Raw genomic sequence first — 14476 nt, 5'->3', positions numbered from 1 at the left:
TGGCAATAAGGTCGGGATAAACTTAATTAATATTGGCAATAGTAAGCTTCCGCCTGGAAGTAAGAATACTTGTTAATGATGGAATTGTTTTGCAAATATTAATAATTGTTTTTTTCTTTCTTCTTTTCGCTAAGATCCAGATCTCTACGGGTTGAATAGGCAAGGAGAACATTAATTCTTTTCCTTGTATCATCTCCTTGATTCATCAGTTTTTTTGCGTTTTATAAGCGTAATAACTCCCATTGTCATTTGATCGATAAAAATGCTTTACAGGATTCGAGTAATTAAAATAAGGGATCTCTTTTTGTGCTCTGTTATAAAAGCATTAGTACTTTTGATACTTTCAGTTACAAAATTATCAGATAAGTTTTAAAATACCAGCTAGTGTATGTAAAAAATAAGCTTCCTCATTTTCTACGACACCATCGCTCCATAAAGCCATACCTGCCATATCAATTAGATAATATCTTTCTAGTTCATTTGTAAAATGATGCAATTGTAATGTTTCTAAAGTAGCAACTGTAACTTTAGAAAATTTGCTATAACGTATCGAACCTTCAAAAAGTTTAATCAATAAATCATCGTATTGTGATTTATTGGTTTTAAGTCTTTAAAGCTAATGCAACAATACCCATAACAGTTTCTTCTGTTTCTTTAGATATTTTTCAGGAATTGATCCATGAATTAAATATTGGCGGAAAGCCAAAACATCTATAAATAGCAGCGCATTTGTTACTAAATGAGAAAAATTTTTACTTATGATGCTGTCGTTCGTCTGAACACGTTCATCAATAATATTTTCTAAAGTTAAGACATCACTGCTTTTTGGAAGTAATATTTTGAAGAGATTGAAAAACCTTAGGATTCATTTGATTATAAAAAGCCAAAGCCTCAGTAATAAAATGTTCTGAATTATTATCGTATTTGGTTAGAGAATAAACTCCGAATAAAGTATTTAATAAAGCTACTTTTGAAATTTCAGTTTTAAACCAGCCTTTAGTTTTAATTGGTGTTGGAGTTTCTATTGAAATTATATGGCCGTAGATAAAACTGTCGCTCTAACTTTTTGATAAAAAGAATTATTAAGTTTCAGTAACGGACTGTTCTTGGAACTTTTGTTTACTGAAAAATTTATCTATCCAACCTGTTGCCGAAGGGTTAATCATTACTTTAATTTGAAGCTACAAAGCTATCCTTTTTTTATGATTTGGGGATTGATTAAAATAAAAAAACCATTTTACTTTGTGAATAAAATGGTTTTTTTAATTTTAGGATATTATTTTATGATTCCGAACAAGCTACTCTTCCGCCTGCATTTCCTGTAGGTTGAGTAACAAAATCATCTGCGTCTTGATGTACAATTAATCCTTTTCCTAAAATATCTTTTGTTACATCGCCACAGCCTATGCACCATTCATTTGTTGTTAGTGTAATTGTACCATTTCCTTTTTCATCTGCTGTAAAATTTCCAATGTCACCTTTATGATATCTCCAACCCCCCATTTTCCATGTTTTTTTAAATGTTGGATTCCAGTGTCCTCCTGCAGAACTTCCATCAGCAGCAGAGCAATCTGATTTTTCATGAATGTGTATTGCATGAACTCCGGGTTTTAAGCCACTAATTTTTGCTACAAAAGTTACTTCACCTTTTTTCTACAAAAGTGGCTGTGCCAGACACTGAGCTATTACTTTTGGCTCAAGAGCGATGGTTAATTTTTTAGAGTCTTCTGAGTTATTTTTGGTTTTACATCCAGTAAGAACTGTAGCAATTACTATAAGAGATAGGATTATTTTTTTCATAATGGGTCTATTTTTTTTATCAAAAGTAAAGTTAGCTTAAAATTATTGAAACAAAATCATTAGAGCAGTAAAAATCGTTACTGCGTAAAGTTAAAAATAACTTTAAAATTATAAGTGTAGACGAAATATTGCTTAAATTCGTGTATGAATTTATTTGTAAAAAATACTAAACATAGTCTATAATAGTTATTTGTAAAATTTAAATCTTTAAATTATGATAAAAAAAATGTCAATGTTCGCTGTATTAGGAATTATTTTATTTTCATGTAATTCTGTACAAAATAAAACTACAACTACAAATTCTGCCGAACAGCTTAATGGTACTTGGGAGTTAAATTATATATCTGGGCCAAGAATTGCTTTTGATGGTTTGTATCCTAATAAAAAACCAACAATAACTTTCGATACCAATGAAAATAGAGTTTCTGGAAATAATAGCTGTAACTCTTTTACAGGTAAATTAAATGTTGATGGTTATAAAATTAGTTTTAAAGATGGATTAGCAAGCACTAGAATGATGTGTATGGATAATCAAGGGGAGCAAATTTTTATGGACACAATGTTGAAGATAACTTCTTATGATGTTACAGATAATGGGAAAACATTACAATTTATTTCAGGTGATATTGCCATGATGCGATTTACCAAAAAATAGGATGTTTATTTTTAATCCTGCTAAAATTCATTTTATGAAAACTAAATTATCTATTTTACTAGTGTTGTCATTTTTTTTGAGCATTTCAGTTTTTGCACAAAAAAAGTAATCTAAAGAGATAAAAGCAGAAAAAGAATTACTACTGCAAAAACAAATTGAAGCACTAATTGATTCTAAAAATTTTGTGTTTGAAGCTCAAAGAATTTCTCCGCATGGCGGAAGAATTATTATTTTAGACTATAACACTTATTTTTTAAAATTTAATGAAGAAAAAGTGACTTGTGATCTGCCGTTTTTTGGACGCGGATACAATATAGGATATGGCAGTGACGGGGGAATAAAATTTGATGGAAAACCAGAAAATATAAAAGTTGAAAAAAAGAATAAGAGTTACAATTTTAAAGCTATAGTAAAAAAAGGGAAAGATGATGTTTATAATTTGATGTTTTCTGTTTTTTTTAATAGAAGTACGACACTTATAGTAAATAGTAATAATAGATCATCAATTATCTATTATGGAGAGATAAGTGCTCCAAAAGTAGATGCAGATAAGAAATAATAACTCCATGTAACAGTTTGTTGATACTATAATATTTATATATGCATCCATTAATGATGAGTTATGCTATGATGAGAAAATTTAAAATGATCAATGACCAATTTTTAAACAAATTAAATATAATTATTACCATAAATTTTAAATCTAAAATTATGAAAAAGTTTCTTATTGCATTATTATTGGTGGTTTCAGTGAATTCTTTTGCTCAATCTTTAGAGAAAGAAAATTTAGATGTTATTCAAAGTATTTATGGAAGATCAAAATCAGAACTTGTAAAACAATATATGAATTTGTCAGATGAACAAACTTCAGCTTTTTTGAAAGTATATGAAAGCTATGAGGTAGAACGTAAATCATTGGGACAGACAAAATTGAAATTGATTGATGATTATGCTATAAATTATGCTACTCTTACAGATGCTAAAGCAGATGAATTGGCAAAAGGATTTTAAAAAATAACCTTAGCTATGAAAAATTATATAGCAAAACGTATAATAAAGCCAAAAAGGCAATAGGAGCAATCAATGCTGCTAAATTTGTGCAGCTAGAGTTTTATTTGCAAACAGCAATTAGTAATGAGATACAAGATTCTATTCCTTTTATTGGTGAAATTGAAAAATCTAAAGTGAACTAAAAAGGGTAATTTTAGTTTAAAGAAAATGCGTTAACAATTCAAGAAAGTGTTAACGCATTTTTATTTTTATTATATTTTTATTTTTTTGTTTTTACTTCATAAATGGCATCAACCATTCCGTTTTTGAAAGAGTCTAAAGGTAGTTCCCAGAACATAATGCCTCCTAATTTTTTAGTTATAGCATATTCGGTTTTCTCTTTTATTGAAGGTAGATCATCTCCTGTAGCAAATTTTTGCTCTTTTATTATACCAATATCCTGCTTTTGCTTTATTATCCCAAAAATATTTCCAGTCCGATTTGCCTCGTAAAAGTAGTTGCATAGTCTTTAAAAGCTATACCTTTGATGTGTGTCCTGATTGGTATAAACCATTATTTATATTGGCAACATTTTTCCAAATTCTAGTATAAAAAGCGCCACCAATTACTAATTTGCTTGCAGGAATGCCTAATTTTAATTAAATAAGTTACTGCTCTGTCTGTACATTGTGCATCAGGAGTTCCTCCATATAAAGGAGCATGATGACCAGTTACTTTTGAGTATCCATTTACTAAATCATAACTCATTATATTTACACGATCTACTAGTGGCATAACGATTTTCCATTCTATAGATTCGTCTAGGAATTTTTGAAATCCACCTGCTGCAAAGCTAAGTTCATGTTTTTTACCTAAATATGTGCGTAGAGCTTTTACCAGTTCAGTAAAGTTTTGCTTATCCGCAGCTTGATATAAATGTCCAGGAAGTCCCTCAATCGCTGGGTATTCCCAATCTAGATCTAAACCATCAGTTTTAAAATAATTATTAATTTCTTTTACTGATCTGCAAAAATATTTCTTCCTTGTGCAGTAGAGAAAACTTCAGAACATGGTTCACATCCGCCCCATCCACCTAGCGAAAGCATGATTTTAAGTTTTGGATGAGTTTTTTTTAATCCAACCAGGTGTTTAATTGCAATTGAATCCTTAGGTGTGTCTACGCTTAATTTTCCATCTTTTAGGTGACAGAAACTAAAGATTATGTGAGTAAGCTTACTTACATCATATTGATTAATAAGTTTGTCATCACCAGTATAATAAGCAATAACGTCAATTTTTTTTCCTGATTGTGCAAAATTGTCTGTGGCAAAACAGCACAAGAAAAAGAAAATAATCGGTTTTAATCTTTTCATTTTTAAGAATTTTTAGTTTTTAATAGTTTTTTTTTGAATGCTAAATATAAAACATTTCAGAAACGAAATAGTGATTAAATAGACACACAGTGTTAGACTTATTTGTTATAGTTTTTGTTTTAAAAAGTGACTTTTATAGTGTTTTAGGGGGAAAATTGTTTCTTTTTTATTAGATTTACAATTCTTCTGTATGAAATTATCAAAGTTTACATTTATAAAAACTTCCTCAATCTGAATTTAAAATTTGGATTTACTTTAGATAATAACAGTGAAAAACCATTTTATGATGAATAAATTTAAAAGCTCAAGTATCTTTAAAACCAATTTTACTAAATCAGTTGCATTACCAAGTTTGACCATAATTATTGCAATTTCGTTGTTCTGTGTGTTTTTTTCGAAGGATGCAGAACAGACACTTAATTTTGCAAAAGACATAATATTTAAAAATTTAAGTTGGCTTTATGTATTGTTAGTGACTGTTTTTGTTTTGTTTTTAGTCACATTAGCAATTAGTAAATTTGGAAAAATTAAATTAGGAACAGACGATTCTGAGCCTGAATATTCTTTTTTTCATGGGTAGCAATGCTTTTTGCAGCAGGAATGGGAATAGGGTTGATGTATTTTGGAGTGGGGGAAACTATGGCGCATTATGCGACTCCAGCCAATGCTAATTTGGCGGAAAATTTACGAGCAAAAGAAGCGCAATTGTATACTTTTTCCATTGGGGTTTTCATGCATGGTCTATATATGGTGTTGTAGGGCTTTCATTGGCATATTTTGCTTATAGGCATAATTTGCCTCTTGCAATCCGAAGTGGATTTTACCCGATTTTAAAAAGTAGAATTCACGGAAAATTCGGAAATATTGTAGATGTTTTTGGTTTGTGCAGTACTTTTTTTGGAATTGCAACAACTCTTGGTTTCGGTGTTGTGCAGCTAAGTGCCGGATTAGTAAGTCTTAATGTAATTCCAGAATCTAGTTTTAATTATCAAATTATTATTGTTTTGGTAGTAATGATAATTGCTGTTTCTTCGGCTATTTCAGGTTTAGGAAAAGGAGTTAAAAAACTAAGTGAGCTAAATATCATTATGGCCGTTTTACTAATGTTGTTTATACTTGTTTTTGGGCCAACTATTTATATTCTAAGCACATTTACCGAAGGCTTAGGCCACTATATAAGTCATTTTATTTCGTTGACATTTAATACGTATGCTTACGAAAAAGGGAGTCAGGAATGGTTTTCAAACTGGACTATTTTGTATTGGGCATGGTGGATTTCTTGGGCACCTTATGTTGGGTTATTTATTGCCAAAATTTCTAAAGGCAGAACCATACGCGAGTTTATTTTGGCAGTATTATTTATTCCTGCCTTTTTTAATTTTTTGTGGATGACTGTTTTTGGAAGTAGTGCCGTATGGATTGATGAACACATAGCGCATGGAGCTTTAAGTGAGTTTGCTAAAAATCCGGACACACTTTTGTTTAATTTCTTTACTTATTTCCCGTTTACAACCTTTTTGAATGTTTTGTCAATTCTGATTATTTGCGTGTTTTTTATCACGTCTCAGATTCGGGGATTTTTATAATGAATGGTATCGCATCAAAAGGAGCTGTAAGCTCACCAAAATGGCAAAGTGTTTTTTGGGGAGTTTTATTGTCACTTCTGTCCTTGAGTTTATTGCATTCCGGAGGATTGGCTTCTCTTCAGACGATGACATTAATTACCGCTTTACCCTTCGGAATCATTATGTTGCTGTTATGTTATAATTTATGGAAAGCATTGGTTGTAGATAGTGAATATAGTGCTAAAAAATATTCGCATGGAAGTTTAAATTGGAATAATACTAACTGGAAAGAACATTTAGAAAAGATTGTGACTGTTTCTAAAAAGAAAGACATTCATGAATTTTTAAATAAAACGGTAAAAAAAGCTTTTGAAGAACTAGTGGTTGAATTGGCTAAAAATAATATTGAAGCACATATAAATTCCTTTTCCTCACCCCATCAGGCTATCGAGTTAGAAATAGAATATGATGAGTTGCGAAACTTTAAATATGGTGTAATGGCTCAGGGACAAACAGTTTCTGAAACATTATTAAAGGAAAAAAATACTCCAGATATGGATTTGGAAATGATTTTTCAACCAATTACTTATTTTGGAGATCATCGGCAAGGATATGATATTCAATATTTGAGTAAAGATGGAATTATCTCAGATGTTTTAAGAGAATATGAACGTTTTTTGAATTTAAGTTCAGAAGGAGATCATGATTTGATTATGAAGCCCAATAGTTAATTGTGAATGATTGATTGTTAGTTGTAAAAAAACATTTTAATCCTGCAATCTGCGGCAAAAAATAATTCAAGATGTTATTAGATCGTTAACGTAGAGGTGCACAGTAGTGCATCTCTTTTTTTGCGCCAGAAGCTGCTGTGCATCTCCATTTTTTACTATGGCAATAAAAAAACCGCAGTGTTTTTCGGGACAGCTGCGGTTTTAGACAAATTAAATTGACTAAAAACTATTTTTATTTTAGAAGCAGTATTCGTTTTCTGCAACTAATTTTGAAGTAATCGTTTCTTCTTTAGAGCAACAACATTAGGCATGTTCGTATATTTTGTAAAACGACGTAATCCCATTAACGTCATTCGTTGTTCATCGCCTTCAGCAAAAGAAATAATTCCTTCTTTTCCTTTTTGTGTTACTATCTACTGCTTTATACAAGTATAATTTTGCCATTGCAATTTGCTCTTGTTCTTCTGCTTCTCCTTCTTTTTTGGCTAATTTTTCAGTTCTAGAATAGTACTTTCTGCCATATAGATTTCGATTAAAATATCAGATGCAGCCATTAATAATTGTTGGTGAGCATCTAAGTCTGGACCATATTTTTGTACAGCACTTCCAGCAACCATTAAGAAAACTTTTTTAAGGTTTGCAACGATTCCTTTTTCTTCAGCAAATAATTCAGAGAAATCAGGAGTGTCAAAAGATGGAATACCCATTAATTCTTCAGATACCTTCATTGCAGGTCCTAATAAATCAACGTGACCTTTCATTGCTTTTTTGATCAACATACCTACAGAAAGCATTCTGTTGATTTCGTTTGTACCTTCGTAAATACGAGCAATTCTAGCATCTCTCCAAGCACTTTCCATTGGAGTATCTTCAGAGAATCCCATTCCTCCAAAAATCTGAATTCCTTCATCAGCACAATTTTGAACATCTTCAGAAACTGCAACTTTAAGGATAGAACACTCAATAGCGTATTCTTCAACACCTTTTAATTCAGCTTCTTGATGTGTAGAACCTTCAGCTTCACGAGCAATAATTCTATCTTCGATATCTTTTGCTGCACGGTAAGAAGCACTTTCACCAGCATAAGCGCTAGTTGCCATTTCAGCTAGTTTGTAACGAATAGCTCCAAAACTTGAAATCGCAGTGTTAAATTGGATTCTTTCGTTAGCATATTTTACAGCTCCAGTAGTTACTCTTCTTTGAGCATCAAGACAAGCAGCAGCAAGCTTAATACGACCAACGTTTAATGCGTTCATTGCAATCTTGAAACCATTTCCTCTTTCAGATAGCATGTTTTCAACAGGAACTTTAGTATCATTAAAGAAAACCTGACGAGTAGATGAAGCACGGATTCCTAATTTATGCTCTTCTTCATTCATAGAAATTCCATTAGATGGATCATTTTCTACGATGAAACCTGTAATATTTTTATCATCACCAATACGAGCAAAAACGATGAAAACGCTACAGAAACCTGCGTTAGAAATCCACATTTTTTGTCCTGTAATAGAGTAGTATTTTCCATCTTCAGATAAAACGGCTTTAGTTTTTCCTGAGTTTGCATCAGATCCAGCTCCTGGTTCTGTTAAGCAATAAGCTCCAAACCATTCACCCGATGCTAATTTAGGAACGTATTTTTTCTTTTGTTCTTCAGTACCATACAAAGTAATTGGCATAGTTCCGATACCTGTATGGGCACCAAAAGCAGTAGAGAACGAACCTGTAGCACCTGAGATATAATCACATACCAACATTGTTGATACGAATCCCATTCCTAATCCACCATACTCTTCTGGAACTGCAACTCCTAAAAGTCCCAATTCACCTGCTTTACGCATGCTTTCTTCTGTAAAAGCGTAATCTTTTTTCTCGAAGCGATTTTTGTTAGGCCAAATTTCTTTGTCTACAAACTCTTTTACAGAGTCACGCATCATTAATTGCTCTTCCGAAAAATCTTCTGGTGTAAAGATATCTTCGCACTTTGTTTCTTTTACTAAAAACTGACCACCACGGGTTACGTTTTTTTCGATTGTATCTGCCATTTTGTTTTTGTTTTTTATGAAAGAAAATAGAATATAGAGTATAGAAAATAGACTTTTACTTTAGTCCGTTTTGAAAACCCATTGTCATCCTTTGGAATTCTTCTATTTTAATTTCTAATTGGTTAAATTGTATCTCGTTTATATATTTTCTATGTTTCGCAATCAATAATTGTGTGATTAGTTCAAATGAAGAACCAAGAGAAATGTCTAAAAAGTGACTGAAAGACCTATCTGTTCTTGAAGATCCTTCGGCAATATTACTAGGCATCGAAACTGAACATCTGCTTATTTGAGAACTCAAGTCATATCGTTCGTGTTTTGGAAATTCTATTAAAACATCTGAAATTTCATTAGCAATTGCAATTCCAATCTTCCAAATCTTTAAGTTCTTATAATTATGTCTCATTTTTTTGAGTCAAGTTAAGAAATTAAATAAAAAAAGTAAGATTAATACTGTTTTTATTTGGTTTTTAAAACATTTTATCATCCCAAAAAGTAGATCTCTTTATTCTCGAAAAAACATCTATTCTCTTTATTCTATTCTCTTTGCTCTATCCTCTTTTTTTAAAGAACCTCGTAAATCCCAGCAGAACCTTGTCCTGTTCCTACACACATAGAAACGATTCCGTATTTGCTGCCTCTGCGTTTCATTTCGTCGAATAATTGAACAGATAGTTTCGCTCCTGTGCATCCTAGAGGGTGACCTAAAGCGATTGCACCACCATTAACGTTTACGATATCAGGGTTTAAACCTAATTCGCGAACAACAGCTAATGATTGAGAAGCGAAAGCCTCGTTTAGCTCAACTAAATCAATATCTTTTAATTGTAATCCTGCTTGTTTTAAGGCTTTCGGGATAGCTTTTACTGGTCCGATACCCATGATTCTTGGCTCAACTCCAGAAGAAGCAAAGTTTACTAATCTGGCGATAGGCTCAAGGTTTAATTCTTTTACCATATCCTCGCTCATGATTAAAACAAAAGCTGCACCATCACTCATTTGAGAAGAGTTACCAGCAGTTACGCTTCCATCAGCAGCAAAAACAGGTCTTAAACCAGCCAAAGCTTCTTTAGAAGTTCCAGCACGTGGCCCTTCATCTTTGTTTACAACATATGATTTTGTTTCTTTTTTACCATTTTCATTAATGAAAGTCTGCTCAACAGTAATCGGAACGATTTGTTTGTCAAATTTACCTTCAGCTTGCGCTTTCAAAGCTTTAATGTGAGAGTTATAAGCAAACTCATCTTGATCTTCTCTAGAAATTTTGTATTGGTTAGCAACCGCTTCAGCAGTTAATCCCATTCCCCAGTAATAATCTTCATGACCTTCGGCAGCAAGTTTATAATCCGGAGTTGGTTTGTAACCTCCCATCGGAATAAAACTCATACTTTCGGCACCACCTGCAATGATACAATCTGCCATTCCCGATTGGATTTTTGCAGTTGCCATTCCGATAGTTTCTAATCCAGATGCACAGTAACGGTTTACGGTTACACCAGGAACATCTTCTACTTTTAATCCCATAAGAGAGATTAAACGACCAACGTTAAGTCCTTGTTCAGCTTCTGGCATGGCATTTCCTACCATAACATCATCAATACGTTTTTTGTCAAAATCAGGCAGTTCATTCATCATATACTGAATGGTCTCTGCTGCTAATTCATCAGGTCTTTTAAATCTAAAAACTCCTTTTGGTGCTTTTCCTACCGCAGTACGGTATGCTTTTACTATATATGCTGTTTTCATTTGTTTTGTTTTTTTAAGATCATAGAAAATAGATCATAGAAAATAGACTTTACTAGGTCTGAAATCTATATTCTATTCTCTTTGTTCTATTTTCTAGTTACGAAGTGGTTTTCCTTTAGTTAACATATATTGAATTCTTTCCAATGTTTTTCTTTCAGTACAAAGGGATAAGAAAGCTTCACGTTCGATATCTAATAAATATTGCTCAGATACTAAAGTCGCTTCAGATAAATCCCCACCAGCCATTACGTAAGCCAGTTTGTTGGCAATTTTCTTATCGTGCTCAGAAATGTATTTTCCAGCTTCCATTTGATCTGTTCCTACTAAGAACATTCCAAGAGCTTGTTTTCCTAATACTTTTACATCAGTTCTTCTTATTGGTTGTGTATAACCAGCTTCTGCCATTAACAATGCATGTTTTTTAGCTTCCGCAATCTGACGGTCTTTGTTTACTACAATGATATCTTTACCATGTTGTAAAAGCCCAGTATCAAAAGCTTCGTAACCTGAGGTAGATACTTTTGCCATAGCAATAGTCAAGAAATATTCTTGAAGAACATTTAATTCTACATCGTTTTTACGGAAAAGGTCAGATGCTCTTAAAGCCATTTCTTTTGATCCACCACCACCAGGAAGTACACCAACACCAAATTCAACTAATCCCATATACGTTTCAGCAGCAGCAACCACTTTATCGGCATGTAAGCTCATTTCGCATCCACCACCAAAAGTCATTCCGTGAGGAGCTACTACAACAGGGATTCCTGAGTAACGAACGCGCATCATTGTGTCTTGGAACATTTTGATAGCCATATTCAACTCATCATATTCTTGTTCCACTGCCATCATAAAAATCATTCCGATATTAGCACCTACAGAAAAATTTGCAGCTTGATTACCAATAACTAATCCTTGATATTCTTTTTCAGATAAGTCGATTGCTTTATTGATAGCCTGTAATACATCGCCACCAATAGTATTCATTTTCGATTGGAATTCTAAATTTAAGATTCCGTCTCCTAGATCTTGGATAATTGCACCGCTGTTGCTCCAAACTTTTTTGCTTTCGCGAATGTTGTTTAGGATAATGAATGCATCTTGACCTGGAACTTTAGTTTGTGATTTTGTTGGAATATTATAAAAATAAGTAGCCCCTTCTTTTACAGAATAGAAGCTTTTACTTCCAGAAGCTATCATATCGTTTACCCATGCAGCAGGAGCTAACCCCTCAGCCTTCATGATTTCGATTCCGTTTTCGACACCAATAGCATCCCAAATTTCGAAAGGACCATTTTCCCATCCGAAACCAGCTTTCATAGCATCGTCAATTTTATATAATTCGTCTGATATTTCAGGAATTCTGTTTGACACGTAAGCAAACATTCCAGCAAAGCTTTTGCGGTAAAATTCACCAGCTTTATCTTTACCTTTCACCAAAACTTTAAAACGATTGATAGGTTTATCGATAGTTTTAGTTAGTTCAAGTGTAGCAAAATTTGCTTTTTTAGCAGCACGATATTCTAATGTGTCTAAGTCAAGAGTAAGGATATCTCTATCTACTTTTTTGTAGAAACCTTGTCCTGTTTTGCTTCCTAACCAATTATTCTCCATCATTTTTGTGATGAAATCAGGAAGTTTAAACAATTCGTGTTGCTCATCAGTTGGGCAGTTTTCATAAATACCATTAGCAACGTGTACTAATGTATCTAAACCAACAACGTCAACTGTACGGAAAGTAGCCGATTTTGGACGGCCAATAACTGGACCTGTCAATTTATCAACTTCTTCGATAGTTAATCCCATTTCTTTAACTAAGTGGAATAAACTTTGGATACCATAAATACCGATTCTGTTTCCAATAAACGCTGGAGTATCTTTAGCAACAACCGAAGTTTTTCCTAAAAATTTAGATCCATATTCATTTAAGAAATCCAATACATCAGTAGATGTTTTTGGACCAGGAATAATTTCAAATAATTTTAAGTAACGCGCAGGGTTAAAAAAATGTGTTCCGCAGAAATGTTGTTGAAAATCTTCGCTTCTTCCTTCGCTCATAAAATGAATCGGAATACCAGAAGTATTAGATGTTCTAAAGTTCCTGGTTTACGGAATTTCTCGATTTGTTCAAAAACTAGTTTTTTAATATCAAGACGTTCTACAACAACTTCAATAATCCAATCAACATTGGCAATTTTTGCCATATCATCAGTTGTATTTCCAGTTGTAATTCTGTTTGCGAATTTCTGACTGTAAATAGGAGATGGTTTAGATTTTAATGAGTTAGCAAGATGTTCGTTTACAACTCTGTTTCTTACGGCTTTGCTTTCAAGAGTTAAGCCTTTTTTAGTTTCGGCCTCTGTTAACTCACGGGGAATGATGTCTAGGAGTAAAACTTCCACACCAATGTTAGCAAAATGACAAGCTATTCCTGAACCCATAATTCCGGATCCAATTACGGCAACTTTTTTAATTGTGCGTTTCATTTTCTGTTTTTTCTGTTTGATTAAATATATTTTTATCTTGTATTAATTCATTTATGATTTCTGAAACTTCAATAAAATGTTTTAATTTTTCTTCAGAAATGTGATTTCTAACTGTTTCATTAAATTTCAAGACTGTATTTTTAGATAACTCTCTTTTCTCTTTTCCAAATTCAGTTAGATAAATCAAAACACCTCGGCCATCGGTTGGATTTTTCTTTCGAACAATCAAGCCTTTGTCTTCCATAGATTTGAGCGTTCTGGTTAAGCTGGTAGCTTCCATTCCCATTCTAGGACCTAATGCTGTCGATGGAGTTCCTTCTTCTTTATCGATACTTAATAGTGCAAAACCAGTAGCCATTGTCCCATCATATTTTGCAGCCTCTTCATTGTACATTCTTGATACAGCTTGCCAGGTTGCGCGTAAAATATAATCTATAGTCTTTTCTTTCATTTGGTAGATTGTATTTGATTATTTAATTTTAATGTGAAATACATTGTGATAGTATCTTTGCATTAATTTAAATCGAATTCGTTTTGTTGGCAACTATATCGATTTCAAATATAATAAAAAAATATTATGCATGCATAGTATTTAGAAAAATATTTTTTAGTTTGTTAAATGTTAGCTCTGAAATAGAGCTGGTTAAGTTTTCTATTTTTCGAATGAAATATAATATTTTTTTTGAAATCTTAGCTGTTCGATTATCTGAAAAGTTACATCAGCTCAGTAAATTAGGATTTCAGATTAACCTATCTTGAAAGATATTTCTTTAATTTAAAAACAGAAAAAATTATTCTCCATATTTAAGTAACGCTTTCCTAAGTTTATCTTTTATCCGTAATCGTAATCCATTGGGGCTAATAACTTCTAATCCATCACCAAAACCCAAAAGCAAACGCTCTATTTCATAATTAGTTTTAAGTTTTAGTGTAATGTTAATACTTCCGTCCTCATTTTCTTTTTCTAGCTTTTGCGAAGTGTGAAAAGGCTTTGTTAAAACATAAGGTGCATTCTCTTTATCAATCCAAAGTTCAATTTAGGTGCTACCTCCCTAACAACAGGAGCATGTACTAACCTTAGCAATACGTTG

Annotated in this window: 9 protein-coding genes and 6 pseudogenes; 5 read left to right on the top strand and 10 right to left on the bottom strand. The window is 32.5% G+C overall.

The genetic code is table 11. From position 1 onward, the window contains the following. Positions 1-358: 358 nt before the first annotated feature. From AC1RYN_RS03965 to AC1RYN_RS03955, 3 genes and pseudogenes are all read right to left on the bottom strand, one after another. A complete protein-coding gene (locus AC1RYN_RS03965; RefSeq protein ID WP_481805912.1) occupies positions 359-574 on the bottom strand; it encodes a hypothetical protein in 216 nt (71 codons plus the stop codon). A gap of 707 nt (positions 575-1281) precedes the next feature. After that, positions 1282-1635: pseudogene (locus AC1RYN_RS03960) on the bottom strand (superoxide dismutase family protein); the annotation flags it as partial. Positions 1636-1653: 18 nt separating this feature from the next. Next, on the bottom strand, positions 1654-1800 hold the full coding sequence (locus tag AC1RYN_RS03955; RefSeq protein ID WP_481805911.1) for a lipoprotein: 147 nt from the start codon (positions 1798-1800) through the stop codon (positions 1654-1656). 232 nt (positions 1801-2032) lie between these two features. Here AC1RYN_RS03955 and AC1RYN_RS03950 point away from each other — a divergent pair, with 232 nt between their 5' ends. From AC1RYN_RS03950 to AC1RYN_RS03940, 3 genes are all read left to right on the top strand, one after another. After that, complete coding sequence (locus AC1RYN_RS03950; RefSeq protein ID WP_481805910.1) at positions 2033-2455, top strand: META domain-containing protein; 423 nt, start codon at positions 2033-2035, stop codon at positions 2453-2455. Between the two features lie 118 nt (positions 2456-2573). Beyond that, positions 2574-3014: a DUF4251 domain-containing protein gene (locus AC1RYN_RS03945; RefSeq protein WP_481805930.1), complete on the top strand. Its 441-nt coding sequence runs from the start codon at positions 2574-2576 to the stop codon at positions 3012-3014. 152 nt (positions 3015-3166) lie between these two features. After that, the gene (locus AC1RYN_RS03940) at positions 3167-3466 is read left to right on the top strand and encodes a hypothetical protein (protein ID WP_481805909.1); all 300 of its coding nucleotides are present in this window, start codon (positions 3167-3169) and stop codon (positions 3464-3466) included. 582 nt (positions 3467-4048) lie between these two features. Here the strand turns inward: AC1RYN_RS03940 and AC1RYN_RS03935 are convergent. After that, positions 4049-4818: pseudogene (locus AC1RYN_RS03935) on the bottom strand (glycoside hydrolase family 18 protein). A 283-nt stretch (positions 4819-5101) separates the two neighbouring features. Here AC1RYN_RS03935 and AC1RYN_RS03930 point away from each other — a divergent pair. Further along, a pseudogene (locus AC1RYN_RS03930) lies at positions 5102-5577 on the top strand (BCCT family transporter). An 8-nt stretch (positions 5578-5585) separates the two neighbouring features. Continuing rightward, positions 5586-7114, top strand: a pseudogene (locus AC1RYN_RS03925) (BCCT family transporter). 237 nt (positions 7115-7351) lie between these two features. Here AC1RYN_RS03925 and AC1RYN_RS03920 read toward each other — a convergent pair. From AC1RYN_RS03920 to AC1RYN_RS03895, 6 genes and pseudogenes are all read right to left on the bottom strand, one after another. After that, positions 7352-9156, bottom strand: a pseudogene (locus AC1RYN_RS03920) (acyl-CoA dehydrogenase family protein). 55 nt (positions 9157-9211) lie between these two features. Beyond that, complete coding sequence (locus tag AC1RYN_RS03915; protein WP_481805908.1) at positions 9212-9562, bottom strand: four helix bundle protein; 351 nt, start codon at positions 9560-9562, stop codon at positions 9212-9214. 158 nt (positions 9563-9720) lie between these two features. Then, a complete protein-coding gene (locus AC1RYN_RS03910; RefSeq protein WP_481805907.1) occupies positions 9721-10902 on the bottom strand; it encodes a thiolase family protein in 1182 nt (393 codons plus the stop codon). 93 nt (positions 10903-10995) lie between these two features. Continuing rightward, positions 10996-13385: pseudogene (locus tag AC1RYN_RS03905) on the bottom strand (3-hydroxyacyl-CoA dehydrogenase NAD-binding domain-containing protein). Next, the gene (locus AC1RYN_RS03900) at positions 13369-13836 is read right to left on the bottom strand and encodes a MarR family winged helix-turn-helix transcriptional regulator (protein WP_129539263.1); all 468 of its coding nucleotides are present in this window, start codon (positions 13834-13836) and stop codon (positions 13369-13371) included. Before AC1RYN_RS03900 ends, AC1RYN_RS03905 begins: the two are co-directional and overlap by 17 nt. Positions 13837-14176: 340 nt before the next feature. Then, on the bottom strand, positions 14177-14410 hold the full coding sequence (locus tag AC1RYN_RS03895) for a WYL domain-containing protein (RefSeq protein WP_481805929.1): 234 nt from the start codon (positions 14408-14410) through the stop codon (positions 14177-14179). Between the last annotated feature and the right edge of the window lie 66 nt (positions 14411-14476).

Source organism: Flavobacterium sp. TC780, from assembly GCF_056783245.1.
Note: the sequence above shows the minus strand (reverse complement) of the source record. Positions and strands in the feature narration are given on the sequence as shown.

Coding starts and splice junctions, on each gene's coding strand:
- AC1RYN_RS03955 (WP_481805911.1), bottom strand. CDS start 1,800: ATGAAAAAAATAATCCTATCTCTTATAGTAATTGCTACAGTTCTTACT.
- AC1RYN_RS03910 (WP_481805907.1), bottom strand. CDS start 10,902: ATGAAAACAGCATATATAGTAAAAGCATACCGTACTGCGGTAGGAAAA.
- AC1RYN_RS03900 (WP_129539263.1), bottom strand. CDS start 13,836: ATGAAAGAAAAGACTATAGATTATATTTTACGCGCAACCTGGCAAGCT.
- AC1RYN_RS03940 (WP_481805909.1), top strand. CDS start 3,167: ATGAAAAAGTTTCTTATTGCATTATTATTGGTGGTTTCAGTGAATTCT.
- AC1RYN_RS03950 (WP_481805910.1), top strand. CDS start 2,033: ATGTTCGCTGTATTAGGAATTATTTTATTTTCATGTAATTCTGTACAA.
- AC1RYN_RS03915 (WP_481805908.1), bottom strand. CDS start 9,562: ATGAGACATAATTATAAGAACTTAAAGATTTGGAAGATTGGAATTGCA.